At 46.0% G+C, this 25219-nt stretch carries 23 protein-coding genes; 13 read left to right on the top strand and 10 right to left on the bottom strand.

Annotated features, from left to right (window positions below; all coding sequences use genetic code 11):
• Window positions 1-75: 75 nt before the first annotated feature.
• Window positions 76-2406, bottom strand: a complete 2331-nt coding sequence (locus AB6D93_RS06530) for a Tex family protein (protein WP_102332604.1) — start codon at window positions 2404-2406, stop codon at window positions 76-78.
• A gap of 663 nt (window positions 2407-3069) precedes the next feature.
• Window positions 3070-3552: a transcription elongation factor GreB gene (gene greB, locus AB6D93_RS06535; protein ID WP_017062470.1), complete on the bottom strand. Its 483-nt coding sequence runs from the start codon at window positions 3550-3552 to the stop codon at window positions 3070-3072.
• A gap of 178 nt (window positions 3553-3730) precedes the next feature.
• Here greB and ompR point away from each other — a divergent pair, with 178 nt between their 5' ends.
• Both ompR and envZ read left to right on the top strand, forming a co-directional pair.
• On the top strand, window positions 3731-4450 hold the full coding sequence (gene ompR / locus AB6D93_RS06540; protein WP_008218409.1) for a two-component system response regulator OmpR: 720 nt from the start codon (window positions 3731-3733) through the stop codon (window positions 4448-4450).
• A gap of 153 nt (window positions 4451-4603) precedes the next feature.
• Window positions 4604-5899 carry a two-component system sensor histidine kinase EnvZ gene (gene envZ, locus AB6D93_RS06545; RefSeq protein ID WP_102332605.1) on the top strand — a complete coding sequence of 432 codons (1296 nt, stop codon included), beginning with the start codon at window positions 4604-4606 and terminating at the stop codon, window positions 5897-5899.
• Between the two features lie 276 nt (window positions 5900-6175).
• Here envZ and recG read toward each other — a convergent pair whose 3' ends face one another.
• The 4 genes from recG to gmk all read right to left on the bottom strand — a co-directional run bounded on the left by recG (window position 6176) and on the right by gmk (window position 11613).
• A complete protein-coding gene (gene recG / locus AB6D93_RS06550; RefSeq protein WP_017066313.1) occupies window positions 6176-8254 on the bottom strand; it encodes an ATP-dependent DNA helicase RecG in 2079 nt (692 codons plus the stop codon).
• Window positions 8255-8431: 177 nt separating this feature from the next.
• Window positions 8432-10558, bottom strand: a complete 2127-nt coding sequence (spoT, locus tag AB6D93_RS06555; RefSeq protein ID WP_019826453.1) for a bifunctional GTP diphosphokinase/guanosine-3',5'-bis pyrophosphate 3'-pyrophosphohydrolase — start codon at window positions 10556-10558, stop codon at window positions 8432-8434.
• 39 nt (window positions 10559-10597) lie between these two features.
• Entirely contained in the window at window positions 10598-10870 is a 273-nt protein-coding gene (gene rpoZ, locus AB6D93_RS06560; protein WP_009848003.1) for a DNA-directed RNA polymerase subunit omega, read from the bottom strand.
• 119 nt (window positions 10871-10989) lie between these two features.
• Entirely contained in the window at window positions 10990-11613 is a 624-nt protein-coding gene (gene gmk, locus AB6D93_RS06565) for a guanylate kinase (RefSeq protein WP_017062466.1), read from the bottom strand.
• Window positions 11614-12379: 766 nt separating this feature from the next.
• Between gmk and AB6D93_RS06570 the strand changes: the two genes are divergently transcribed.
• From AB6D93_RS06570 to AB6D93_RS06580, 3 genes are all read left to right on the top strand, one after another.
• The gene (locus AB6D93_RS06570) at window positions 12380-13750 is read left to right on the top strand and encodes an NCS2 family permease (RefSeq protein ID WP_102332606.1); all 1371 of its coding nucleotides are present in this window, start codon (window positions 12380-12382) and stop codon (window positions 13748-13750) included.
• 221 nt (window positions 13751-13971) lie between these two features.
• Complete coding sequence (locus AB6D93_RS06575; protein ID WP_102332607.1) at window positions 13972-14397, top strand: phosphate-starvation-inducible protein PsiE; 426 nt, start codon at window positions 13972-13974, stop codon at window positions 14395-14397.
• A gap of 310 nt (window positions 14398-14707) precedes the next feature.
• On the top strand, window positions 14708-14920 hold the full coding sequence (locus tag AB6D93_RS06580) for a cold-shock protein (protein ID WP_004735656.1): 213 nt from the start codon (window positions 14708-14710) through the stop codon (window positions 14918-14920).
• 327 nt (window positions 14921-15247) lie between these two features.
• Here the strand turns inward: AB6D93_RS06580 and AB6D93_RS06585 are convergent, their stop codons facing one another.
• On the bottom strand, window positions 15248-16114 hold the full coding sequence (locus AB6D93_RS06585) for a YicC/YloC family endoribonuclease (RefSeq protein ID WP_048618554.1): 867 nt from the start codon (window positions 16112-16114) through the stop codon (window positions 15248-15250).
• 248 nt (window positions 16115-16362) lie between these two features.
• Here AB6D93_RS06585 and rph point away from each other — a divergent pair, with 248 nt between their 5' ends.
• Together rph and pyrE are read left to right on the top strand one after the other, a co-directional pair.
• Window positions 16363-17079: a ribonuclease PH gene (gene rph / locus AB6D93_RS06590; protein WP_009847983.1), complete on the top strand. Its 717-nt coding sequence runs from the start codon at window positions 16363-16365 to the stop codon at window positions 17077-17079.
• A 107-nt stretch (window positions 17080-17186) separates the two neighbouring features.
• A complete protein-coding gene (pyrE, locus tag AB6D93_RS06595) occupies window positions 17187-17828 on the top strand; it encodes an orotate phosphoribosyltransferase (protein WP_017059267.1) in 642 nt (213 codons plus the stop codon).
• A gap of 138 nt (window positions 17829-17966) precedes the next feature.
• Here the strand turns inward: pyrE and lpxL are convergent, their stop codons facing one another.
• From lpxL to coaBC, 3 genes are all read right to left on the bottom strand, one after another.
• The gene (lpxL, locus tag AB6D93_RS06600; RefSeq protein WP_102332608.1) at window positions 17967-18947 is read right to left on the bottom strand and encodes an LpxL/LpxP family Kdo(2)-lipid IV(A) lauroyl/palmitoleoyl acyltransferase; all 981 of its coding nucleotides are present in this window, start codon (window positions 18945-18947) and stop codon (window positions 17967-17969) included.
• 39 nt (window positions 18948-18986) lie between these two features.
• Window positions 18987-19577, bottom strand: a complete 591-nt coding sequence (slmA, locus tag AB6D93_RS06605; RefSeq protein ID WP_004741428.1) for a nucleoid occlusion factor SlmA — start codon at window positions 19575-19577, stop codon at window positions 18987-18989.
• 139 nt (window positions 19578-19716) lie between these two features.
• Window positions 19717-20958 carry a bifunctional phosphopantothenoylcysteine decarboxylase/phosphopantothenate--cysteine ligase CoaBC gene (gene coaBC / locus AB6D93_RS06610; protein ID WP_102332609.1) on the bottom strand — a complete coding sequence of 414 codons (1242 nt, stop codon included), beginning with the start codon at window positions 20956-20958 and terminating at the stop codon, window positions 19717-19719.
• A gap of 223 nt (window positions 20959-21181) precedes the next feature.
• On the opposite strand from coaBC, the gene radC reads away from it, so the two are divergent.
• From radC to AB6D93_RS06640, 6 genes are all read left to right on the top strand, one after another.
• Window positions 21182-21856: a DNA repair protein RadC gene (gene radC, locus AB6D93_RS06615; RefSeq protein WP_017071069.1), complete on the top strand. Its 675-nt coding sequence runs from the start codon at window positions 21182-21184 to the stop codon at window positions 21854-21856.
• A gap of 291 nt (window positions 21857-22147) precedes the next feature.
• Complete coding sequence (rpmB, locus tag AB6D93_RS06620) at window positions 22148-22384, top strand: 50S ribosomal protein L28 (protein ID WP_004728407.1); 237 nt, start codon at window positions 22148-22150, stop codon at window positions 22382-22384.
• A 13-nt stretch (window positions 22385-22397) separates the two neighbouring features.
• Window positions 22398-22565, top strand: coding sequence for a 50S ribosomal protein L33 (gene rpmG / locus AB6D93_RS06625; protein ID WP_002535344.1), 168 nt, complete (start codon window positions 22398-22400; stop codon window positions 22563-22565).
• Between the two features lie 204 nt (window positions 22566-22769).
• Window positions 22770-23294, top strand: coding sequence for a hypothetical protein (locus tag AB6D93_RS06630; protein WP_032546317.1), 525 nt, complete (start codon window positions 22770-22772; stop codon window positions 23292-23294).
• Window positions 23295-23296: 2 nt separating this feature from the next.
• Entirely contained in the window at window positions 23297-24106 is an 810-nt protein-coding gene (mutM, locus tag AB6D93_RS06635; RefSeq protein ID WP_102332610.1) for a bifunctional DNA-formamidopyrimidine glycosylase/DNA-(apurinic or apyrimidinic site) lyase, read from the top strand.
• Between the two features lie 91 nt (window positions 24107-24197).
• The gene (locus AB6D93_RS06640; protein ID WP_010433784.1) at window positions 24198-25202 is read left to right on the top strand and encodes an NAD-dependent epimerase; all 1005 of its coding nucleotides are present in this window, start codon (window positions 24198-24200) and stop codon (window positions 25200-25202) included.
• Window positions 25203-25219 lie beyond the last annotated feature (17 nt).

Consider the following 25219-nt stretch of genomic DNA (forward strand, 5'->3'; position numbering starts at 1 on the left):
TAAAAAAACCTGCATACCCTAAGGGATGCAGGTTTTCTGTTTTAAGCACATCAGCTTTTTAGATGAGCTAATGGATTACTTTTTCGCTTTAGCAAAAGCGGCAGCGAATGCTCCACCCATTGCAGCGTTTTGTTGCGGCTCTTCACGACGGCGTTGGCCACCTTGCGAGTTTTGATTCGAGCGGTTTTGTGTACGAGGTGCACTTGAACGTTGAGCACGGTTGTCTTGTCCAGGCTCGTCCTTCATACGCATGCTCAGTGCAATACGTTTACGCTGAACATCCACTTCCATCACCTTCACTTTCACGATGTCGCCCGCTTTAACCACTTCACGTGGGTCAGAGACAAAGCGATCGGTGAGCGCTGAAATATGCACTAAGCCATCTTGGTGAACACCAATATCAACGAAGGCACCAAAGTTAGCCACGTTCGATACCACACCTTCTAAAATCATGCCCGGTTCTAGATCTGAAACACTGTTTACGCCATCGGCGAAGGTTGCAGTCTTAAATTCAGGGCGAGGGTCACGGCCCGGTTTATCGAGCTCTTTGATGATGTCGCTGACCGTTGGTACACCGAAGTTCTCATTGGTGTAATCGATGGCGTGTAAGCCACGTAAGAAGTCTGTGTTACCCACCAGAGATTTGATGTCTTTGTGGTTTTTCTCAGCGATGCTTTTCACTACTGGGTAAGCTTCTGGGTGAACCGATGATGCATCCAGTGGGTTTTTGCCATCCATAATGCGTAGGAAGCCGGCACACTGTTCAAAGGCTTTTGGACCTAAACGAGCCACTTTCTTCAACGTAGTGCGCGCTTCAAAACGACCATTCTCGTCACGGAAATCCACGATGTTCTGAGCAATGGTGCTAGACAGACCAGCAACACGAGTCAGTAGCGCAGCCGAAGCGGTATTCACATCAACACCAACCGCGTTTACACAGTCTTCGACAATCGCATCTAGGCGCTTAGCGAGCATAGTTTGGCTCACATCGTGTTGGTATTGGCCCACACCGATCGATTTAGGGTCAATCTTCACTAGCTCTGCCAGTGGATCTTGCAGACGACGAGCAATAGACACCGCACCACGAATTGATACATCCATGTTCGGGAACTCTTTTGCAGCTAGTTCAGACGCGGAATACACCGATGCGCCCGCTTCGCTAACAATGATCTTTTGCGCTTTTAGGTTGCCGCGTTTAATTACGTCAGCCACAAAGCTGTCGGTTTCGCGTGAAGCCGTACCGTTACCAATCGCAATCAAATCAACATTGAATTGACGAACCATCTGCTCAACCACGTGTGCCGATTTGTCGTATTGCTTTTGAGGTGGGTGAGGGTAAATAGTTTCTGTTGCCAAAACCTTACCGGTTGAATCCACGACAGCGATTTTCGAACCGGTACGTAAACCTGGGTCCAAGCCTAAGGTTGCTCGAGGACCAGCTGGCGCTGCCATGAGTAGGTCTTTTAGGTTGGTTGCGAATACTTCAATCGCTTCGATCTCTGCACGCTCTTTCATTGCGCCCATCAATTCAGTTTCCATGTGCATAGAAACCTTGATGCGCCATGCCCAGCTAATCACTTGCTTACGCCAAGCATCCGCAGGAGCACTGCTCAGAGTAATGCCGTAGTGATCAGAGATAATGTTCTCACAGTAAGAACCACGAGCGCCTTCTTCTTGCTCAGGATCGGCATTCATCGCCAGTGTTAGGAAGCCTTCATTGCGGCCACGCAGCATGGCAAGTGCACGGTGAGACGGCACTTTGCTGAGTGTTTCGTTGTGCTCGAAGTAGTCTTTGAACTTCTCGCCTTCTTGCTCTTTACCTGTCACTACACGAGCGACTAGCTCTGAGTTGCGTGTTAGGTGTTGGCGAATCTTTTCTAGTAGGTTTGCGTCTTCCGCAATGCGTTCCATGATGATCGCACGAGCACCATCGAGAGCAGCTTTGGTATCGGCAATGCCTTTATCGTTGCTGATGAAGTTCGCCGCTTCCGTTTCTGGATCGTGCTGCGGTTCATTCCACAGTGTGTCGGCAAGTGGTTCTAAGCCCGCTTCAATCGCGATCTGGCCTTTAGTGCGACGCTTTGGTTTGTAAGGTAGGTATAAATCTTCTAGACGAGTCTTGCTGTCGGCTTGAGTGATATCACGCTCGAGTTCTGGCGTGAGTTTACCTTGGTCTTGAATCGACTTAAGAATCGTTTGGCGACGATCATCAAGCTCACGAAGGTATGAAAGGCGACTATCAAGGTTACGTAGCTGGGTATCGTCTAAGCCACCCGTAACTTCTTTACGGTAGCGGGCAATAAAGGGAACGGTATTACCGTCGTCAATTAGGTTTACTGCGGCAGTGACTTGCTCAGAACGGACATTCAGTTCTTCAGCGATCAGTCGACAGATAGCTTGGCTCATCCGATGAATCTCTTATTTAATATCATGACAAATACATGGGGGTGAGCGTACGCTTTTTCTAGCTTTGGCTGTGTAATTATCCTGTCAGAAGTCGAATTTCCGTTTCTGATACCCGCTTTGTGCGAGATCTCTTACAAGTGATGTGAGAGTAAGTCGCTTTAGACCGATGAAATCGTCTTGATGTTACACTAAGTTGCTGATTTTATTTGATTGTGTGTTTGTGGGCGTATTTCTCACCTGAAATGTTTTTTAAGACTATCTAGGAAACACGGCCATTTGCCGTAATATTTAACTTGTCGACAGGGAGTTGGCAGGAACAGGAAAAAGCCTAATGGACTAGGTATCTTCAGGATGAAGATTTGATTACTTAGGATGAGTGGTCAGCAAGGAAGTGATAATCTCTGGATGAGATTCGCCAGTCAGGATGACAGGCTAGAATGGACACCGCTAGGATGGCGATGAACAAAAAGGAAATTGGTTAAAGGATTTAGCCACTATCAAGGAAAGATGCAGGGAGCACCTTATCTCGAAGAGATAAACAGTAGCCGGATTGCTGCGATAGAGACTTAACCCCGCTAGGCGAAAGCCTTGCGGGGTTTTCTTTTATCTGGAGTTTGGGTTTGCTGAACACTCAGTTTATCGCTAAGTGTTTATTAAGTTTGGTTATTCGTTGTCTGCGTAGCGAATCGAGTTAATGAACCACTCTTTGTCGCCTTCCGGTGTTTTTACCGTAAACTCGTCATCTACTTCTTTCTTGAGCAGAGCTCTAGCCATTGGTGAGTCGATAGAGATATAGCCTTTAGCATCGCCGTAGATCTCTTCTGGGCCGACAATTCGAAACTTCTTAATTTCCCCATCATCATTCTCAATTTCGACCCAAGCACCGAAAAATACCTTACCTTCTTGTTGTGGCGAGTAATCAACGATCGTGACATCAGGTAGGAACTTTCTTAAAAAACGCACTCGGCGATCGATCTGACGAAGTAGACGCTTATTGAAGGTGTAATCTGCGTTTTCTGAGCGATCTCCAAGGCTTGCCGCCCAAGTGACTATCTTAGTAATTTCAGGGCGTTTCTCGTGCCATAAGTGGTCATGTTCTGCTTTGAGCTTGTTATAACCTTCTCGAGTAATAAGTTTGGTTTTCATAAATCTGACTTAATGAAATGATGATCTAAGATAGAATATATAGAAAGGCAACATACGTTAACAATTATTTAGGCGACTTTTTCTCCAATAATGTTACATTTTTAATGTCTTATACCAATATACAATTTACCAAGAATGCTTAACCTTAGGTTTAAGCTTTAATAGGTGGAACCATTACATGCAAGAAAACTACAAAATTTTAGTGGTCGATGACGATGCTCGTTTACGTGCACTGTTAGAGCGCTATCTGTCAGAGCAGGGCTTTCAAGTGCGTAGCGTGGCAAACAGTGAGCAGATGGACCGCCTGTTAACCCGTGAAAATTTTCACTTGATGGTATTGGATTTAATGTTGCCGGGCGAAGATGGTCTATCGATCTGTCGTCGTCTACGAAACGCAAACAACTCGCTACCAATCCTGATGCTTACTGCAAAGGGTGATGAAGTGGATCGCATTGTGGGCTTGGAAGTGGGTGCTGATGATTACCTGCCAAAACCATTTAATCCACGTGAACTGCTTGCTCGTATTAAAGCTGTACTGCGTCGCCAAGTCATTGAAGCACCGGGTGCACCAAGCACAGAAGAGTCTGTGGTTGAGTTTGGTGAGTTCCGCTTGAACTTAGGTACTCGCGAAATGTTCCGCGGTGAAGAGCCAATGCCGCTTACTTCGGGTGAATTTGCGGTTCTTAAGTCCTTGGTAACGAATGCTCGTGAGCCAATGTCTCGCGATAAGCTGATGAACATGGCTCGTGGCCGTGAGTATTCAGCAATGGAACGTTCTATCGATGTTCAGATTTCACGTCTGCGTCGTCTAGTTGAAGAAGATCCAAGCAAACCTCGCTACATCCAAACGGTGTGGGGCTTGGGTTATGTATTCGTTCCAGATGGCAAAGCTGTGTAATTCAGCTTAATAAGCTCTACAGTAGCTTTATCGATTCTGTGAATCTTACGGGTCATCTCATTAATATGCGATGGCCCGTTTTCTATTCAGCACAATGGTTTAGAGTTATAGTCATATAACACTTTCTTTATCTTTCTACATCTCGGGTACCCCATGCGTATACGTAGCTCCTTTACTCAGTCGATAGTGCTTTTCTTAACGCTATTGGTCGCTAGCCAAATTTTTTCTTATTACGCGGTGTTTAACTATGCGTTGATGCCAAGTTTGCAGCAGTTTAATAAGATTTTGGCTCACGAGCTAAACCTGGTATTGGACCAAGGCAGTGATATCGAGATCGATGCGCCATTGCGTCAGCGTGTGCTTGAACAGCTCGGGGTAACCGTTCACGCCAAGGACAGCGAAGCGGCGGGTGAGTATTACCATGCGGTCGCAATCGACCTGATGAGTGAGGAGATGACCAAGGAGCTGGGTTCTGAAACTGAAGTGCGGCTGATCTTGGGTAAAGAGAGCTATGTGCTTTGGATGGACATTGCGCAGTTACCCAACTCTTTAATTCGTATTCCGTTATCAGAGCTGCAAGAAGAGGATTTTGCACCACTGTTTCGTAACAGTCTGATCATGGCGCTGTTGATTGTCGCAGGTGGTTGGCTGTTTATCCGATTGCAAAACCGTCCGTTGATAGCGCTAGAGAAAGCGGCGCAAGGTGTCGGGCGAGGTGATATTCCACCGCCATTGCCAGTTCAAGGCGCACAAGAGATTCGCTCGGTAACTCGAGCCTTTAACCAGATGTCGAAAGGCATCCAAGAGCTAGAAGAAGACCGCGCCTTGTTGATGGCGGGTATCAGCCATGATTTACGTACTCCGTTAACGCGTATTCGCTTAGCGACTGAGATGATGTCACCAGAGGATGCCTACTTAGCTGAGGGGATTATCAGTGATACCGAAGAGTGTAATGAAATCATCAGCCAGTTCATGGATTACCTAAAGCCTGTCGACCGAGATTCATTCCAAGCGGTGTTTGTCGATGATATTGCTCGTGAGGTATCGAGCTCTGAGGGTGGCTACGAGGTTCAGATTGAAACCGATATTCCAGAATCGATGAAGCCAGCGCTAGGTAATCCGATCGCGATGAAGCGTGCTGTGAGCAACTTGGTGGTGAATGCGCTGCGTTACGGTAATGGTTGGGTCAAGGTATCAACTGGTATGACGGCGGATAACAAGCTTGCTTGGGTGACGGTAGAAGATAACGGGCCGGGTATTCCACAAGACCAGATCGGAAAGCTGTTTGAACCTTTCACGCGTGGTGACACGGCTCGTGGTAGCGAAGGAACGGGCTTGGGCTTAGCAATTGTGAAACGTATCGTTAGCCAGCATCAAGGTGCTGTTGTGGTCAATAACCGCAGTGAAGGTGGCTTAAAAGCGCAGATCAGTTTCCCGGTTAAGCCCTAGTTATCATCGGTCCGTTTGATGACGATAAGTTCGGTTCGAGGAACGGTTAAGAGATCCCCGACTCGGTCATTCTTCCCTCTCCGAGGATGACGAATTGCTAACCATGGACTTTGATGATGAAAGTTTACTTTGATCGTCATTCCCTATCGTGAGGAACGAGCGAATAGGGAATCTCGCTCTTGCTTGATGAAAGTAACGCACACTAAAAAGGCTTCCTTGAGGAAGCCTTTTTTACGTTTGAATACGGTCTCAGTGTTAACTATGCCTTAGTGTTAACTACGCCTTAGAGTAAACATCGCGTTCACCCAACCAACGGTTGATGATCGCCTTAGCATTGTCTGGGTAGCTATCGTGAATATGACGCGCAATACGCTGCACTTCAGGTATCAAACGTTGGTCACGAATTAGATCGGCGATCTTGAAATCAGCCAAGCCAGTTTGTTTGGTACCGAGCAATTCACCGGGGCCACGGATTTCTAAGTCGCGCTGTGCAATCACAAAGCCATCGTTACTTTCACGTAGCACACCTAGGCGTTTCTGAGCGGTTTTAGACAGCGGAGAGTGATACAACAATACACAATGACTTGCGACCGAACCTCGGCCGACACGGCCACGCAGTTGGTGCAGTTGCGCTAGGCCAAGACGTTCTGGGTTCTCGATGATCATTAAGCTCGAATTCGGAACATCCACGCCCACTTCAATCACGGTTGTCGCAACCAATAGATGCAGCTTGTTCTCTTTGAACTCTCGCATCACCGCTTGTTTCTCGGCGGGTTTCATACGGCCATGGACTAAACCAATTTTTACGTCAGGCAGTTTGCGTTGTAGCTCTTCTGCTGTATCAGCTGCAGCTTGAGCTTCCAGTACTTCCGATTCATCAATCAGCGTACATACCCAGTAGGCTTGTTTGCCTTCATTGAGACACGCATTTTTCACACGTTCAACAATATCATCGCGCTTGGTATCAGGAATTGCCACGGTTTGAATTGGGGTTCGTCCCGGTGGCAGTTCATCAATAATCGAAGTTTCGAGGTCGGCATAGGCCGTCATTGCTAACGTTCGTGGGATTGGGGTAGCGGTCATGACCAACTGATGGGGGTAGTAGCCTTGCTTTGCGCCTTTCTCACGTAGCTCTAATCGCTGGTGGACACCAAATCGGTGTTGCTCATCAATGATCACTAAACCAAGGTTTTTGAACTCGACATGCTCTTGGAACAAGGCATGAGTACCGACCACCATTTGCGCTTCGCCACTGGCAATACGTGTTAGTTCAGTTTCACGAGCTTTGCCTTTGAGCTTACCTGCTAGCCATCCAACTTGAATACCCATTGCCTCAAACCAGTTGGCAAAGTTAATCGCGTGTTGTTCTGCGAGTAGTTCAGTGGGTGCCATAAGTGCTACTTGTTGACCGTGTTCCAATGCGCGAACCGCCGCCAGTGCAGCGACTAAGGTTTTACCAGAGCCCACATCACCCTGCACTAAACGCATCATAGGATGCGGCTTTTCCAAGTCAGCTTCGATCTCTTTGGTCACTCGTGCTTGGGCATTGGTTGGTGAAAACGGCAGCTGAGCCAGTAGCTTATCTTTAAGGGTGTTTACTGGAGGAAAAGGCATTGCCTTGTCTTGCTGCCCTTTGCTACGAACAGACAACATAGACAGGTTTTGAGCCAGTAACTCTTCCATAATTAGGCGCAGTTGCGCAGGGTGCTTGCCTTCATCAAACAGCTCTAGGTCAATGCCCGGGGGCGGCCTGTGAATGGTATGCAGTGCTTGTGCGAGGGTAATTTGGTGGTCGTATAAACCTGATGGGAGAAGCTCGTTAACTGCGGCCTTGTCGATTAGCTCTAAGGCTTGATCGGTAAGATTACGCAGCGTGACTTGTCTTAGCCCTTCGGTGGTTGGGTACACCGGAGTCAGATTGGCTTCAACGTCTGGCTGTTGCCTCGGCGCAAAGAATTTGTAGTCCGGATGGACAATCTCAAGCCCCATATTGCCGCGCTTGATCTCACCATAAGCATGCACTTGTTTGCCTTCGGCAAAGTTATTCTTCATGCCTGCAGTGAAGTTGAAAAAACGCAGTGTAATAGTGCCATTACCATCACTGATCTTTACTGCGAGCATCTTACGTTTACCGAAAATGGTATCGACGTGCATTACCTTGCCTTGCACTGCTGCCCATAAACCAGCATGCAGTTTTACGATTGGATAGATACGCGTTCGATCTTCGTAGCGCAAAGGCAGGTGAAACAGTAAATCTTGTACGTTGTTAAGCCCAACCTTCTCCAGTTTCTCTGCGACTTTTGCGCCGACTCCAGATAAAGAGTTGAGAGGGATAGCAGATAAAAGCTGTGACATAACAAGGCTCATAAACGTAAGAGAGATGATCTATTCAAGCATTTTACTGGATTTTTGTACAGGCAGGAATGGGAGGGAGCGCGGTAAATACTAGGATTACGGTTATAAAAATCCCCTTAAGCGATAAAGCATTAAGGGGATTTAAATTCTTGGCAAAACTATTATCAAGTTTAAACGTTAGTTCTTACGACGTCTTACTTTCAGCGCGTGTGGCATCACACGTAGCTTTTTCATAATACTTGCAAGATGAACACGATCTTTGGTGGTCAGCAAGATAGTCACTGTGTACAGGCGTCCATCACGTTCTTCAGTTGAAATACCGTGAATGTTCGAGCCTGTTTTCGAGATAACGTTAGTTAACTCAGCCAGTGCACCTTGGTGGTTCTGCAGATCAACCTGAAGTTCAGCTGTGAACTCTTGGTCGTAATCGTCAGACCATTCCACCGCCATGTACTTGTCTGGTTCTTTTTGGTAACCACGAACGTTTGGACACGTTTCACGGTGAACCACAAGGCCACGACCTGGAGAGACATGGGCAATGATGTGATCATCTGGAATCGGGTGACAACAGTTGGCGAACGTTAGCAGTAGACCTTCAGCACCACGGATTGGAAGTTTCTTCCTAGGCGTGTCGCTGTTGTTTTCTACTTCAGTCAGTTCGTCAGCATCACCAAGCAGACGACGAGCAATTACGATACTCATCAGCTCACCAAGACCAATTGACGCTAGCAAGTCTTCAATACTGTCGAGACGAAGATCAGACAATACATGTTCAACGTTCTCTTGGCCGATATCACCAATCGAGTGTTCGCCAAGTGCGTGGTTCAGTAGACGACGACCTAAGGTAATCGACTCTTCGCGGCGCATAGTCTTCAGAACCTGACGGATCTTAGTACGCGCACGTGATGTCACCACGTAGTTGAGCCATGCTGCATTCGGACGTGCGCCCGGAGCACTGATGATCTCAATAGTTTGACCGTTCTTCAGCGATTTGCTGAGTGGGTAAGGGTTCATGTCTACACGAGCACCTACACACATGTTGCCGACATCGGTATGCACCGCGTAAGCAAAATCGACCGCTGTTGCGCCTGCCGGAAGCTCGACAATGCGACCCTTCGGCGTGAACACGAAGATCTCATCTGGGAACAGATCAGACTTAACGTTTTCAATGAATTCGAATGAGTTACCCGCGCTTTGTTGCAGCTCAAGTAAGCTCTGCATCCAACGTTGTGCTTTAACCTGTGCGGTTGTGCCATTACTGCTGCGTGAGCCGTTGCCTTTGTAAGACCAGTGCGCTGCGACACCTTTGTCTGCCATTTGATCCATATCTTCAGTACGGATCTGAACCTCAACTGGCACCCCGTGAGGGCCGATCATTGACGTGTGCAGAGATTGGTAGCCGTTGGCTTTTGGTACCGCAATGTAATCTTTCATGCGGCCAGGGCGAGGCTTGTACAGGCTGTGAGCCTGACCAAGTACGCGATAACAAGTATCTGGGGTATCAACCACGACGCGGAAAGCGTAGATGTCCATAATGGTGTGGAAGCGCTGCTCTTTAGTTTTCATCTTGTTGTAGATGGAGAACAGGTTTTTTTCACGACCAAGTACGCGAGCAGGCAAACCGACCTCTTCAAGGCGGCCTTCAATTTCGCTATGGATACGTTGGATCATTTCCTTACGGTTACCACGCGCAGCTTTCACTACGTTTTTAAGTACGCGATAACGGTTAGGATAGAGGGCTTCAAAGCCCAGCTCTTCTAGTTCGGTCTTGATGTTATGAATACCAAGACGGTGAGCTAGTGGAGAATAAATCTCTAGGGTTTCACGAGCAATACGACGCTTTTTGTCAGGACGAAGTGCCCCAAGCGTGCGCATGTTGTGAGTACGGTCAGCTAATTTGATCAAGATAACGCGGATGTCTTGCACCATGGCGAGAACCATCTTGCGGAAGTTCTCTGCTTGCGCTTCTTTGCGATCACGAAATTTAAGCTTATCCAGCTTAGATACACCATCAACCAATTCAGCAACGGTATTGCCAAATTTTTCCTCTAGATCTTCTTTAGTGACATCACAGTCTTCGATGACATCATGAAGCAGAGCAGCTTGCAGGGTTTCGATATCCAGACGCATTTCTGCCAGGATTCTTGAAACAGCTACAGGGTGGATAATGTATGGTTCACCGCTTGAGCGGGTTTGCCCTTCATGGGCGTCTCTCGCTACCACATAAGATTGACGCAGAGCCTCAATTTGAGGCTCTGTTAGGTATTCTTGGGCAACGTCTTTGAGGCTATCGAATAGATACAAATTAAAGGCCCGGAAGGTTAATTAGTTCGAATGACGTTCTTAACGAGTGTGAGCGATGCTGCTTACTGCTGCAAGTTCAGCCGCTTCTTGCTCTTGTTGCTCTTGACGTTCACGAGCATCTAGTACGTCTTTAGTGATAAGACCTTCTTCGATTTCGCGAAGAGCGATAACCGTTGGCTTATCGTTTTCTTCAGGCACTAGTGAATCTTTACCGCCAGTTTGCATTTGACGTGCGCGGCGAGCCGCAATAAGAACTAGGTCGAAACGGTTGCCAACTTTTTCAACAGCGTCTTGAACAGTTACGCGTGCCATGAGGACTCCAAATAGTAATTAACTAATAAATTTTTGATGACGAGAAAGTATACAAGTTTAACTAGATACTTTCTAGATCACCGTATACTTATCTCAATAGAAAATCTAGGGGATCTAGATTATTCCGCTAATAAAGCAGTAAGCATGCCGCTGTATTTCGCTGCTTGCTTATCTTCTTTTAAGCGCTCCGCACGAATGATAGCTCTGAAGTCCATTAGGGCTGCATCAAAGTCGTCATTCACGATCACATAATCATATTCTGCATAGTGAGAAATCTCTGATTTTGCTTCGCTCATGCGTTTCGCAATAACTTCGTCGCTGTCTTGACCACGAACATTCAAACGACGCTCTAGCTCACCATTTGATGGTGGAAGAATGAATACACTCTTCGCTTGAGGCATTTGTTCACGGATCTGACGAGCACCTTGCCAGTCGATATCTAGGAACACATCGATACCGCGGTTTAGGTTTTCTTCAATCCAAACGCGTGAAGTACCGTAGTAGTTGCCGAACACTTCAGCGTACTCTAGGAATTCACCTTTAGTAATAAGGTCTTCAAAATGATGCTTCTCTACGAAGTGGTAGTGAACACCATTTTCTTCACCAGGGCGCATACCGCGAGTGGTGTGTGAAACAGATACCTTCATTGCGTAGGTTGGATTGGTTTCTAGCATTGCTGAGATCAAGCTCGACTTACCTGCGCCACTAGGTGCAGATACGATGTAAAGAGTACCTTTGCCCATCTGTATATTTCCACTGTTGGTTGGATTGAGTGAAGGCAATAAACCTACACTTTAAAAGATAGCACTGACTCTAATTTTTGTTCCGATGGCGCATCTACTAATTGTGCCGTTGGTTACGTCTATAAAGAGATAACGAGTAAAACTAATAGAAGCAACTGGTGAAAATTAGGTCAGAAAAATGGAGGCGAAGAGTAGCATATTTAGATGATTGAGAACAACTGGCTTGATCGTTATTTATTAGCGAATGATCTTCTCAAGGATCTTTGTATAAATGTAATGACTCGTCATCGGTACTTTTTTATGTGATCTGGACAAAATTTGTTGAAGTTTTAATCTCAATCCTTACAATCCGCGCAAACGATTAAATGCTGTATATATCTAGGGTCTGTTGACCTTTCGCGATGGAGTTTTGTTCGAGAAAAAATCGTTTTAGGCGCGGCAAGGAGTTTGTAACCTAGCATTCTAAGTAAAGACTCCTTAACAAAGCATAAAACGATTTTAGCCGAACCCTTCGGGCAGCGTTTGTTGGTGATTTCTACTGCGTTATCGACTTCTTATGTAGGCTAGCTACACATCAAAGTCTCTGCCTTGTAGAAAACCCCAACAACTCGCTGCAAAAATCATCTCGAAGGGCCAACAGACCCTACTAAACTAGATGTTTCTACTACCGAGCCTACCTTGGTGACTACAGTTTTTAGTGTAGAGACCTCTCTATTCTCACAGCATTTGAATCACCAAATTCTTAATTTATTGCAAAGGTTTTGTTGTGAGTACCGATTCCACCCTGAAAGCCCAGAACACCTCTGGCTCGCTTGATTCGATGTTTAAAATCACTGAAAGAAAAACCACGATTGGCACTGAGCTGTATGCGGGTTTCATTACTTTCTTGGCGATGAGTTACATTCTGGCGGTTAACCCAGCAATTTTGGGTGATATTCCAGGCATGGACAAAGGTGCCGTGTTTACTGCAACGGCTCTGTCTGCGGCAATCGCAACCCTAATTATGGGCATTTGGGGCAACTACCCTGTAATGCTAGCGCCGGGCATGAGTATGAACGGCTTTTTCAAAGGTCTGCTGTTAAGTGGATCTGTTGCCGTGCTTTGGAATGAAGCGCTGTTCGGTATCTTCCTATCTGGTATTTTGTACCTTGCGTTCTCATTGACCAATATTCGTAAATCGATGATTGAATCGATTCCTGAAGATTTGAAGTTGGCGATTACCGTGTCTCTCGGACTGTTCATTGCTTTCTTAGGTCTTAAGAATGCGGGCATCATCGTTTCTAACCCATTCGTATTGGTAGGCTTAGGCGACATTTCTGATCCACAAGTGATCATCGCTTACGTGAGCATCTTCATCGCACTGGGTTGTATGGTTCGTGACATCAAGCTAGCAACGTTCATCTCATTCGTTTCTGCTATCGTGTTGACGATTCTTGCTGACGTCTTCATGGGCACTTCAAACGCACCAATCCCAGAGCAGTTCATTGCTATGCCACCAAGCATGGCTGGCAGCTTCGGCGCTATCTTCGATTTCTCTGCTTTCACGCCAGAGAAAATGTTCGACCTACTGTTCATCGTACTTATCTTCTTGATTGTCGATTTCTTTGATGGCTTGAGCACCATTGTCGGCGTTGGCCGTGATGCGGGTATCATCGATAAAGACGGCAAGGTGCCAAACGCGAAATCGGCTCTAGTAGCAGATGCGGGCGGTACTGTGATTGGTTCAATTCTTGGTACCACATCGATCACTGCTTTCTCTGAGTCTGGCATCGCTTCTTCTCAAGGTGCAAAAACGGGTTTGGCAGCAGTCATGGTGGCTGGTCTGTTCCTAATCTCGCTATTCCTATACCCAATCTTCTCTATCTTCTCGGCTGCAATGGTTGCACCGGCGATGGTAGTAGTCGGCATCTACATGGTAGGTCGTCTTGGTCAGATCAACTGGGAAAAGAAAGAGTCACGCATTGCAGCCTTCTTTACCATCATGTTCACAGTGCTAAGCTTCTCTCCAGCGAACGGTATGGCGATGGGCTTCATCAGCTACGCATTCACAATGGTTGTGGCAGGTAAGCGCAAAGAAGTACACCCGCTTATCTACGGACTGTGTGTGGTGTTCTTAACTTACCTGATTCTGCTTTAAGGCTAATTAGTCACTAAGAAGTCGCTAAGTAAAAGACAAACAGATGGCTCTGCAGTGAATGCGGGGCCATTTTTGTATTTGTTGCTTTTTACCGTTGCTTCTTAATGTTGGTTACCGATGAGTTGATGGCGTTAGCCTAAAGTCGGTGCTTTGACAGTACGCGACTTATATTGATGCATGCTATTGTAGAGACTGGATTAATTATTTTTTGAAGAGTGACTATGCCTTCTCACTTACCTAAATCTTTTAGTAAGCCGTTTTTAAAAGTATTCTACATTATGGAAGCGGTATTGCTGGTGGCGATCACGCTCGCGACCTTGTTTGCGATGGTCGAAGAGTTCATGCATGTCTTCGCTGAACGCCGAGTGCAATTGACCGACATTCTGCTGATGTTTATCTATTTAGAAGTGTTGGCGATGGTTCAGCAGTTTGTGATGAACGGTAAGATCCCAGTGCGATACCCAATCTATATCGCGATGATGGCGATTGCTCGTTACATCACTTTGGGCATGAAAGAACTCGATGCGGTATTGATCGTTTGGTTATCTTTAGCGGCATTTATCTTAGCAGCAGCAACTCTGTTGATTCGAGTCGGTCACCATTACTGGCCATATGTCGATCTCAGAACTAAGCAGCCGGACGAGTAAATTTTTTGAGATCAAAGTCTTACAAATCAAGCCCGGTGACCTAGCTGGGCTTGAATTCAAGCCAACCGAACAAAAAAACATCAATTATTTTCAAATAAAGCTTTACAACCCGACCCAGATCACCAAGAATGGCCTCGCTCTGTTTTCAGAGTTATTAAATGAAACATCAGTTGTAAAGTAAAACCCTTAGTATTGCTTCATTGTTATTCTCAGTGTTTCCCTTGGCTTCATAGATACATTAAATAATTCAAGCTTTCAGCGCATCGCACTTTTGGCGATTAATTTTTTATTTTTATATAAGGGACACATCATGTCTAACAAAACAAACGGCGTAGTAAAATGGTTTAACGAAGAGAAAGGTTTCGGTTTCCTAACTCAAGACAACGGCGGCGCTGACGTATTCGTACACTTCCGTGCAATCGCTTCTGAAGGTTTCAAGACTCTTAAAGAAGGCCAACAAGTGTCTTTCGAAGTAGAGCAAGGCCAAAAAGGTCTTCAAGCTGCAAACGTTGTAGCTCTATAAGATTTTAAGTCGGCGCAGGTTGCAACAGCAACTTGCGTCACTTTCTTCCTTAAATCTTTCCCCTTTAGTTCCACCTGTAATACCCCCTTCAAAATATTCTAAAATCCTTTGCTACATCCGCTTCTCTGTTCTATCTATAGCTGTATCTATCTCTTGCTCCAAACAAATCTCCTGCGTAACAACCTGCTCACTTACTCATCCTGATTGGCATTATTGTATCCATAAAAAAAGCCCCTAAAACTAGGAGCTTATCTTGATCTAATCAACACGGTTAGTTAATCAACACTGATTCAGTTAATGGCTATTCAGCGTGTTACTGACAAACTGTTATTCAATATTCTGAATTTGCTCACGCATCTGTTCGATAAGAACCTTAAGCTCTACGCCTGATGCTGTGATGTCTGTGCTGATAGACTTAGACGCTAGCGTGTTTGACTCACGGTTGAACTCTTGCATCATGAAGTCTAGCTTACGGCCACAAGCGCCACCTTTCTTCAGTACTGCATTTGCTTCTTTCACGTGAGAATCTAGACGGTCTAGCTCTTCTGCTACGTCTGACTTCTGCGCAAGTAGGATAAGCTCTTGCTCAACACGAGAACCTTCAAGTTCGATTTTCGCATCTTCAAATTTGGTAAGAAGACGCTCACGTTGCCACTCTAGGATCTCAGGCATGCGTGCACGAACTTTCACTACTTCTTCAGTGATTGCATCTAAGCGCTGTACGATTAGCGCCTTCATGTTCTCACCTTCACGAGCACGAGCATCAATGAACTCTGCGATAGCATCGTTGAATGCTTCAAGTAGGTCTTTGTTGATGGCATCCATGTCTTGCTCTGGCGTTTCCATCACACCAGGCCAGTTCATGACTTGGAATGGGTTCAAACGGCTCTCTTCGCCAGTCATCGTCATTACTTGGTTCGCCGCATTGATTACTTGCTGAGCCAAACCTTCGTTAATGCTTAGTTCTCCCTTTGCAGCAGGGTTTGCTTCAAAGCGTAGGTTACATTCAACCTTACCGCGTGCAAGACGCTTACGGAAACGCTCACGCAAGATTGGCTCTAAACCACGGAACTGTTCAGGCATACGGAAGTAAGTTTCTAGGTAGCGTTGGTTTACACTACGGATTTCCCATACTGCTGTGCCCCAATCGCCTTTTACTTCTTTGCGTGCGTACGCGGTCATACTATAAATCATCGAATTTTCCTGTCTTTTATCATTCTGAAAATAACGCGCACGCATAGTATCACGATATGGTGTGCTCTCGAAGCCTGTCGCTTTTCACTGTAAATAGCCTTTCGTGATAAATAGCTTTGAACGGTAAATAGATTTGCACGATAAACTGCTATATAATCTTGCCCCAATCAAAACTGTCTCACCCCTTTCTTAGGTGATGCACTCTTTCGATAGTAAATCACTTCAGACTGTTAATAAGGTAGATACCAATGCGTCCAAATGACCGCGCTGTAGATCAAATTCGTCCAATTAAAATTACTCGTAACTACACAGCTTATGCTGAAGGTTCTGTATTAGTTGAGTTCGGCAACACTAAAGTTCTATGTAATGCGACGGTAGAAGAAAACGTACCGCGTTGGTTAAAAGGCCAAGGAAAGGGTTGGGTAACGGCTGAATACGGCATGCTGCCACGTGCAACGCACACTCGTAACCGTCGTGAAGCGGCGAGCGGCAAGCAAGGTGGTCGTACGATGGAAATCCAACGTCTGATCGCTCGTAGCCTACGTGCTGTTGTTGACCTGAAAGTAATGGGTGAAATTATGATCACTGTCGATTGTGATGTTATCCAAGCAGACGGCGGTACTCGTACTGCTTCTATCTCAGGTGCAAGCGTTGCAATGGCTGATGCTATCAACAGCCTACTAGCAAGCGGCAAACTGAAAAAGAACCCAATGAAAGGCCACGTAGCGGCAGTTTCAGTGGGCATCGTTGGTGCACAAGCACTGTGTGACCTTGAGTACGTTGAAGACTCAGCAGCCGATACCGACATGAACGTTGTAATGACGGAAGACGGTAAGATGATTGAGATTCAAGGTACCGCAGAAGGCGAACCGTTCAGCCACGAAGAGTTGATGCAGCTTTTAGCCCTGGCTAATAAGGGCATTGCCGATATCGTCGAAGCGCAGAAAGCTGCGTTGGCCGACTAGTCATTTTTAATAGCTCCCAATTTGGGGGCTATTTTTTTGTCTGTAAAACCTGAAAGGGTGGTACAGGGCGTAAGTTAAGTTTTATTGAGTAAACATAGAGGATGAGCATGAAAGCATATCAACGTGAATTTATTGAATTTGCACTAGAGAAAGAAGTACTTAAGTTTGGTGAGTTTACTTTAAAGTCTGGCCGCAAGAGCCCTTACTTCTTCAATGCTGGATTGTTTAATACAGGTCGTGACCTAGCGCGCTTAGGTCGCTTCTACGCAGCAGCATTGGCTGATTCTGGCATTGAGTTTGATGTACTATTTGGTCCTGCATACAAGGGTATCCCAATTGCAACGACGACAGCGGTTGCACTGGCAGATCACCACGATGTAGATACGCCTTACTGTTTTAACCGTAAAGAAGCGAAAAACCACGGTGAAGGTGGCAACCTTGTCGGTAGCGCGCTTGAAGGTCGCATCATGTTAGTGGACGACGTGATCACTGCAGGTACTGCGATTCGTGAGTCGATGGAAATCATCCAAGCAAATGGCGCTGATTTAGCGGGCGTGCTTGTTGCTATCGACCGTCAAGAGAAGGGCAAAGGCGAACTGTCTGCGATTCAAGAAGTTGAGCGTGACTTCGGTTGTGCGATTATCTCAATCGTTAGCCTGACTGACTTGGTGACTTTCCTTGAAGAGAAAGGCACCGACGCAGCGCATCTAGAGTCAGTAAAAGCGTACCGCGCTCAATATGGTATCTAATGCCTGAAGTTTTGAACCTGATGGTTTAGATCCCTAGGTTTAGAATTTCAAAACGAGAAAGGCCCGAGAGATAAATATCTTTCGGGCCTTTTACTTTTCTATTGAGGTGAGCTGCTTTCTTATCTGAAGATAGGTGCTCTATTTGTAACGAATGCCGCGTTCAGCTTCTGGGTCTTCCATAGTCTTAAATCGCTTGTGCAGCCACATCCACTGTTCTGGTGCTCTTAAGATAATCTTCTCAAGGTAGCGGTTCATGTAGGCGGCAGCCGCTTTCTCATCTTTCTGCGGGTAGTTTTCTTCGATTGACTCATCAGCCATGATTTCATATTTGCCGTTGGCATTTCTAAAACCAGACCCCGGAACAAGTGCACATCGGCTCGTATAAGCCAGAATACTGGTGCCTGTTGTGGTACACGCATCTTCTACTGCGAAGAAAGGCACAAACACAGATTTGTTACGGCCGTAATCATGATCCGGTAGGTAGAAAAGGATCTCACCCTGACGCAGGATTCGAATCATACGCTTCACGTCTTTACGGTGAATCAGGCGGTTGCCGTTCTGAGTACGACCACGGTATTGAATGAATTCATAAGCCGGATTGTTGTGCGGGCGATAAACACCTAAACCTGAAATACCGAGAACAGCCATTGCTCGCGCAGTGATCTCTAGGTTTAAGGCATGCACACAGCATAGAAGAACACCTTTACCGTTAGCTTTGTGCGTACGCAGTGTTTGGGTGTCTTTATCTACTAGGATGCGCTTGAAGCGCCACGTAGGCCAAAACCAGGTAATGCCGGTTTCGATGAGTGCCATACCTGTGTTCTTAAAGTTCTCACTGACCATTGCCGCGACTTCATCTGCTGGCTTGTCTGGGAAGGCGAGCTCCAAGTTACGTGTTGCTACCGCGACGCGCTTTTTACCATAGCGAGCACCCAAAGAGCCTAACGATCGGCCTAACAGCAGTAAGAGGCGATAAGGGAGAACGTTAACAATAAGCGCCAATAACCCAAAACCAAACCATACACCCCAATATTTAGGGTGAAGTAGAGCTAGAGTAAAAGGCGGCTTAGTAATCACGTGTTGTGCTGTGCCGTTTGCTGAAGAAGTTTTCGTCGTCATAACCATCACTTAAGATTTGATTGCTACTTAATTTGATTGTTACTTAATCTGAGCGCTTAGCAGAGCCCAATAAGCATCAAAGTTTTCTGTTGGTTGATATTTGAAGTCTGAGCGAACAAATCGATTCAAGCTGCCTTCAACTTGACCGAGCAGTTGAGCGGCTAAGATTTTCTCATCAACCGGGAATGATTTCCCTTCACGAAGCTTTCTTTCACGCAGGATCTGGCGAAGTTGCGTCTCAATGCGTTCGAAAAGTTGGTTGATGCGATCACGCAGGCGTTCATTTTCAAACATTAGAGCATGACCAGATAAAATTCGAGTCAGGCCTGGGTTACGTTCTGAGAAAACTAAGATAAGTTGTAGTACTAGGCGTATGCGCTCTAGCGTGTCTTTCTCTTCATCCAGAATACGGTTGATTCGAGACATCAACGCTTCTTCAATGAACTCGATCAGGCCTTCAAACATGCGGGCTTTGCTTGGGAAGTGGCGGTATAACGCAGCTTCAGAAACACCCACTTGCTTGGCCAACTTTACCGTTGTGATACGAGAAGCACCTTCGGTCGATTCCAACATTTGTGCGAGAGCTTGTAGGATTTCTTCACGACGGTTTGATTTTCGAGTACCAGCCATCTATTTACTTCCTTTCCTAAAGATGAGGATTGAGTGAAGAAGGATTATAAACACCATTCAATTCTGTTTCCTAGTTTTGTAAGCCCTAGGTCAACAGAATCGAGAGGTGTCAGCAGATTATCAGAGCAAATTTGTGCGTTTATACATTAATAAGCTGTTGGATCTGATCGAGGATCTGGAAACCAAGTGTGTCTTTGCTTTCCAGTGGCAGAGATTTATCGCCGCCTTTCCAATAAAGGTGCAGCTCATTGCTACTGCTATTAAAGCCTTGCCCTTCGACTGAGACGTCGTTGGCGCAGATCATGTCGAGATTCTTTCTTTCCAGTTTACCGCGCGCGTATTTCTCAACATCTTGAGTTTCAGCTGCGAAGCCTACGGTAAAGGGGCGACCTTCGGTCATTGAAGCGACAGAAGCAACGATATCTGGGTTCTTCACCATTTGAATGGTCATGTCGTCTTTACCGTCGACCTTTTTAAGCTTTTGGTCTGCAATGGTCTCTGGGCGGTAATCGGCAACCGCTGCGCAGCTGATGAAAACATCGTGTTGAGAAGCGCTTGCTGTAACCGCATCAAACATCTGTTGAGCGCTGTCGACATCAATACGAGTCACTTGGCTTGGTGTCGCGAGTGATACAGGGCCGCTGACTAGAGTGACTGTTGCGCCTTGTTTAGCGGCTGCTTCAGCCAGTGCATAGCCCATCTTGCCTGAGCTGTGGTTGGTAATGTAACGCACAGGGTCAATCGCTTCACGAGTCGGACCTGCAGTAATAAGCACAGAACGGCCAGTAAGCGGCTTAGGTTGGAAGAAGTCTTCACAGCGATGTACTAGCTGCATTGGCTCTAACATACGACCCATACCGACATCACCACACGCTTGCTCGCCAGCCGCAGGCCCCCAGATTTCACAACCACGACGTTTTAGTGTCGCGATGTTTTCTTGAGTCGCAGGATGGCTGTACATTTGCTGGTTCATGGCCGGAGAGACCGCAACTGGTGCATCGGTTGCTAAAACCAAAGTGGTCAGCAAGTCGTTACCCATGCCAGCTGTCATGCGCGCAATAAGGTCGGCGGTTGCTGGCGCTAGTAATACCAAGTCAGCCCACTTTGCGAGCTCGATGTGCCCCATGGAAGCCTCAGCAGCAGGATCAAGCAAACTATCAGACACTGGCCTTCCAGAGACGGCTTGCATGGTGAGAGGAGTGATGAACTCCTTGGCTGCATTCGTCATCACGACTTGTACTTGTGCTCCACGTTCAATTAAGCGTCGAGTCAGTTCGGCACATTTATACGCAGCGATACCACCACTAATGCCAAGTAGGATTTTTTTCCCAGCCAGGCCTTGTAGGTCAGCGTTATCCAGTTGATTAACCAATGTTTGCATGATTCTGTTCCTTAATTTCTCTGCGACTTACGATATCAGAACAAAGGATAAGTGCCTAGAAGCAGAACTCGAACAGAGTTGACGCTCATCAAGTTGGTGTTATCAAACTTATCAATTACACGATTTTGTTAGTGTCTCGTTTCCTTTGATCTCTATCGAAGGATCTCTGATTACGATCTCATTAAGGTGATGGGTTGTGTTCATGACCAATGATTGTCTTTATATGCCAATAGATAAAATACCTGCCGAATCGATGCCGAGAGAAAAGTTGTTAAATAGAGGGCCTGATTCTTTGAGTGATGCTGAACTGCTCGCGATATTCCTGCGAACAGGGACACAAGGAATGAACGTGTTGGAACTCGCTGACAAGTTGATCAAAGACTTTGGCTCACTCCGTCATCTTTTTTCAGCAACACAGGAAGAGTTTTGTGCTCATAAAGGGATGGGGCAGGCCAAGTATGTTCAATTGCAGGCTGTATTAGAGATGACGCAGCGTTATCTAGCAGAGACTTTATCTCGTGGAGATGCGCTTACGAGCCCTAGCCATACTAAGCTTTATCTTTCGAGCATGTTGCGTGATCGCCAGCGAGAAGCCTTCTATATATTGTTCCTCGATAACCAAAATAGGGTAATAAAGGACGAGGTGATGTTTGAAGGAACCATCGATGCCGCATCGGTTTACCCGCGGGAAGTGGTTAAACGGGCACTTCATCATAATGCGGCGGCATTAATCTTAGCTCATAACCATCCTTCAGGTGTTGCTGAGCCCAGCCAAGCGGATAGGCGGATTACACGCCGATTAACCGACGCATTAGCGCTGGTGGACATCCGAGTTCTCGACCATTTTGTCGTTGGAGATGGTGAAGTTGTCTCTTTTGCAGAGCGTGGATGGATTTGAATCACATTTTAGGTTGTTAGTTGCGTTAAATCTGCTATTATTCCGGCCACATTTTTAGACCTAAAATCAGCTCTGATTACTCAAGCAAGCTGCGCTGCACAAAAAAAGATCACGAAATCCGTAAAAAGGATCTGTTCGGGTCTTGAGCAATGCGTGTCAAGTTAGTATAATGCGCGACCTTTGATAGCCTTGTATGGATTTTCCATAACGGTTTTTACCTTCTATTTTAATTGATAGAGAGGTTCGGCCACCAAGGTTGATATCGAGCTGAAACGATTGGAGAAGACATTCATGTCCCGAGTATGCCAAGTAACTGGTAAGCGTCCAGTAACGGGTAACAACCGTTCACACGCACGCAATGCTACTAAGCGCCGTTTTCTGCCGAACCTACAAACTCATCGTTTCTGGGTAGAGAGCGAAAAACGTTTTGTTAAACTACGTCTAACTGCTAAAGGCATGCGTATCATTGATAAGAAAGGCATCGATGCTGTTCTTGTTGATATCCGTGCACGTGGCGAAAACGTTTAAGAGGAATTAAGCAATGGCTAAAGGCATTCGTGAGAAAATTCGTCTAGTATCTTCTGCAGGTACTGGTCACTTCTACACAACTGATAAGAACAAGCGTAACATGCCAGGCAAATTTGAGATCAAAAAGTTTGATCCAGTAGTTCGCCAACACGTTATGTACAAAGAAGCTAAAATCAAGTAATTGATGCTTTTTTTGCTCTTCTTCAGTAGAAGAAAGAATTGAAAAACCCAGTTTAATCGCTGGGTTTTTTTATATCTACAATTTGAGGAACTCAATTATTCTTGCTTGATATAACCTCTGATAGATAGAAATCTATACAACATAGAAAGTATTGCCACTTTCACGATATACTGAATGTTCAATAGGTTAGATGAGCAGAATCAGATGAGATATCGTGGACGCCGGTGGAACAACATACTCATGTTCAGTGTGATCGCTTTTATTGGCGTGTTAAACCTTCCAACATTGATCAAAGCGTACCTTATCGAGCCTGAACCGCAGGTTGATAGCCCTTATCCTTATCTCCTGAACCCAACAGCAAAGCTTCAAGCGTTACACTTTGCTAAGTGGTCTGTCATTCAACAAGATAATCAATGGGTTTACCAGTTCGAAGATACTGACTTTCCTCAAGCCACCAATGCACAAGAGCTGTCACAACGTTGGAAAGAGCTTGTGGGCACGGAAGTCGACTCACAGACTTACACAGACCTTACGCCTCGGTTAAATACACCACACACCATCGAAGTATGGTATCAAGACCAAGAAGAGCCCCAGCGTATTACCTATTATCAATTGCCTGAGTTCTGGTTGTTAAAAAACTGGAATGATCAGTGGTTGGCGGTGTCTATTGAAGAGAGCTACCTGTTTCCAAGCTTTAACGCTAACCACTCCTCTAAATCGGACGACTAACTATGCCTGAATTACCCGAAGTCGAAGTAAGCCGTATGGGGATCTCGCCTCATTTAGTTGGCGAGACCATTAAAACCCTTACTTTTCGCACGCCTAAGCTGCGTTGGGATATCCCACAAGAGTTAAAAGCATTAGAAGGGCAGGTGATTCGCTCTATCTCGCGCCGTGCAAAGTACCTATTGATTGAAACGGATACTGGCACTGCCATTGTTCACCTTGGTATGTCTGGCTCACTACGCGTATTAGATGCTGACTTCCCAGCAGCAAAGCACGATCACGTGGATCTTAAGCTCACTAATGGAAAAGTACTACGCTACAACGATCCACGTCGTTTTGGCGCTTGGTTGTGGTCGGCGCCTGATGAAGTCCACTCTGTGTTGCTTGGTTCTGGTCCTGAGCCGTTAACGGACGACTTTAACGCTGATTACATCGCTGAGAAAGCAGAAAAGCGTAAAGTGGCCGTCAAGCAGTTCATCATGGACAACAAAGTGGTGGTTGGTGTGGGTAATATCTATGCCAATGAAGCGCTATTTGCTTCACGTATTAGCCCTTTGCGCCCTGCAAGCAAAGTGACAAAACAAGAGTGGGTCTTGTTGACCAAAGAGATCAAACAAGTGCTCGCCACCGCCATTAAACAAGGTGGTACTACGCTAAAAGATTTCGCACAAGCAGATGGCAAACCGGGGTATTTCGCCCAAGAGCTGCAAGTGTATGGGAAAGCGGGTGAAAAGTGCCCAAGCTGTGAAGCTCTGATTCAAGAATTGAAAATAGGGCAAAGAAATACGTTTTTTTGCGAAGAGTGCCAAGTATAAAAAAACTGAACGCGCGTTCACTTTTTACTGCTAGTAGATATAAGTGCTAGTCGCTACAATTACATTAATGATATGAATTGAGAATAGTAGAATGAAATATTTAGTAACTGGCGTTGCCGGTTTTATCGGATCTGCAGTGTCAGAGCGACTATGCGCAGCAGGCCATGAGGTTGTCGGTATTGATAACTTGAATGACTACTACGAAGTCTCTTTAAAGCATGACCGCCTTAAACGTATCGAACATGAAAACCTGACCTTTATTGAGCTGGATCTTGCTGATAGAGAGGGCATGGCGAAGCTGTTTGCTGAGCAAAAATTTGACCGTGTGATTCATTTAGCAGCGCAAGCTGGCGTTCGTTACTCAATTGATAACCCAATGGCGTATGCCGATAGCAACCTTGTCGGTCACTTAGCTATTCTTGAAGGTTGTCGCCATAATAAGGTTGAACACCTCGTTTATGCTTCATCGAGTTCCGTTTATGGCTTGAATCAAAAAATGCCATTCCATACAGCAGACAGTGTTGATCACCCGATTTCACTGTACGCCGCGACTAAGAAGTCGAATGAGTTGATGGCGCATACCTATTCTCATTTATACGACGTACCAACGACAGGTCTTCGCTTCTTTACGGTTTACGGCCCTTGGAGTCGCCCTGATATGGCGATGTTCAAGTTTGCGAATCTAATCGTAGCGGGCAAAGAAATCGACATTTATAACAACGGCGACATGATGCGTGACTTCACTTATATCGATGATATCGTTGAAGGTATTATTCGTGTTCAAGATCGTATACCAGCCAAGCAACCAGATTGGACCGTTGAGCAAGGGTCACCAGCAACCAGTTCTGCTCCGTATCGCGTGTTTAACATCGGTCATGGCAGCCCGGTTAAATTAATGGACTACATCGAAGCATTAGAAGGTGCTCTAGGTGTTGAAGCGAAAAAGAACTTCATGCCAATGCAGCCTGGTGATGTGTACGCGACTTACGCTGATACGGAAGATTTGTTTGAAGCGGTTGGCTATAAACCTCAAGTGAAGATCCAAGAAGGCGCGAAAGCTTTCGCGGATTGGTATAAAGCCTATTACTCGCTGTAGTAATTGATAAACTTTGA

The sequence above is a fragment of the Vibrio sp. 10N.247.310.23 genome, assembly GCF_041467155.1.
Lineage (GTDB): Bacteria > Pseudomonadota > Gammaproteobacteria > Enterobacterales > Vibrionaceae > Vibrio > Vibrio crassostreae_C.

Excerpts from the sequence above, each read along its gene's own strand:
- AB6D93_RS06530 (WP_102332604.1), bottom strand. The coding sequence starts at position 2,406 with ATGAGCCAAGCTATCTGTCGACTGATCGCTGAAGAACTGAATGTCCGT.
- greB (WP_017062470.1), bottom strand. The coding sequence starts at position 3,552 with ATGAAAACCAAACTTATTACTCGAGAAGGTTATAACAAGCTCAAAGCA.
- ompR (WP_008218409.1), top strand. The coding sequence starts at position 3,731 with ATGCAAGAAAACTACAAAATTTTAGTGGTCGATGACGATGCTCGTTTA.
- envZ (WP_102332605.1), top strand. The coding sequence starts at position 4,604 with ATGCGTATACGTAGCTCCTTTACTCAGTCGATAGTGCTTTTCTTAACG.
- recG (WP_017066313.1), bottom strand. The coding sequence starts at position 8,254 with ATGTCACAGCTTTTATCTGCTATCCCTCTCAACTCTTTATCTGGAGTC.
- rpoZ (WP_009848003.1), bottom strand. The coding sequence starts at position 10,870 with ATGGCACGCGTAACTGTTCAAGACGCTGTTGAAAAAGTTGGCAACCGT.
- gmk (WP_017062466.1), bottom strand. The coding sequence starts at position 11,613 with ATGGGCAAAGGTACTCTTTACATCGTATCTGCACCTAGTGGCGCAGGT.
- AB6D93_RS06575 (WP_102332607.1), top strand. The coding sequence starts at position 13,972 with ATGCCTTCTCACTTACCTAAATCTTTTAGTAAGCCGTTTTTAAAAGTA.
- AB6D93_RS06580 (WP_004735656.1), top strand. The coding sequence starts at position 14,708 with ATGTCTAACAAAACAAACGGCGTAGTAAAATGGTTTAACGAAGAGAAA.
- AB6D93_RS06585 (WP_048618554.1), bottom strand. The coding sequence starts at position 16,114 with ATGATTTATAGTATGACCGCGTACGCACGCAAAGAAGTAAAAGGCGAT.
- rph (WP_009847983.1), top strand. The coding sequence starts at position 16,363 with ATGCGTCCAAATGACCGCGCTGTAGATCAAATTCGTCCAATTAAAATT.
- pyrE (WP_017059267.1), top strand. The coding sequence starts at position 17,187 with ATGAAAGCATATCAACGTGAATTTATTGAATTTGCACTAGAGAAAGAA.
- lpxL (WP_102332608.1), bottom strand. The coding sequence starts at position 18,947 with ATGACGACGAAAACTTCTTCAGCAAACGGCACAGCACAACACGTGATT.
- slmA (WP_004741428.1), bottom strand. The coding sequence starts at position 19,577 with ATGGCTGGTACTCGAAAATCAAACCGTCGTGAAGAAATCCTACAAGCT.
- coaBC (WP_102332609.1), bottom strand. The coding sequence starts at position 20,958 with ATGCAAACATTGGTTAATCAACTGGATAACGCTGACCTACAAGGCCTG.
- radC (WP_017071069.1), top strand. The coding sequence starts at position 21,182 with ATGCCAATAGATAAAATACCTGCCGAATCGATGCCGAGAGAAAAGTTG.
- rpmB (WP_004728407.1), top strand. The coding sequence starts at position 22,148 with ATGTCCCGAGTATGCCAAGTAACTGGTAAGCGTCCAGTAACGGGTAAC.
- rpmG (WP_002535344.1), top strand. The coding sequence starts at position 22,398 with ATGGCTAAAGGCATTCGTGAGAAAATTCGTCTAGTATCTTCTGCAGGT.
- AB6D93_RS06630 (WP_032546317.1), top strand. The coding sequence starts at position 22,770 with ATGAGATATCGTGGACGCCGGTGGAACAACATACTCATGTTCAGTGTG.
- mutM (WP_102332610.1), top strand. The coding sequence starts at position 23,297 with ATGCCTGAATTACCCGAAGTCGAAGTAAGCCGTATGGGGATCTCGCCT.
- AB6D93_RS06640 (WP_010433784.1), top strand. The coding sequence starts at position 24,198 with ATGAAATATTTAGTAACTGGCGTTGCCGGTTTTATCGGATCTGCAGTG.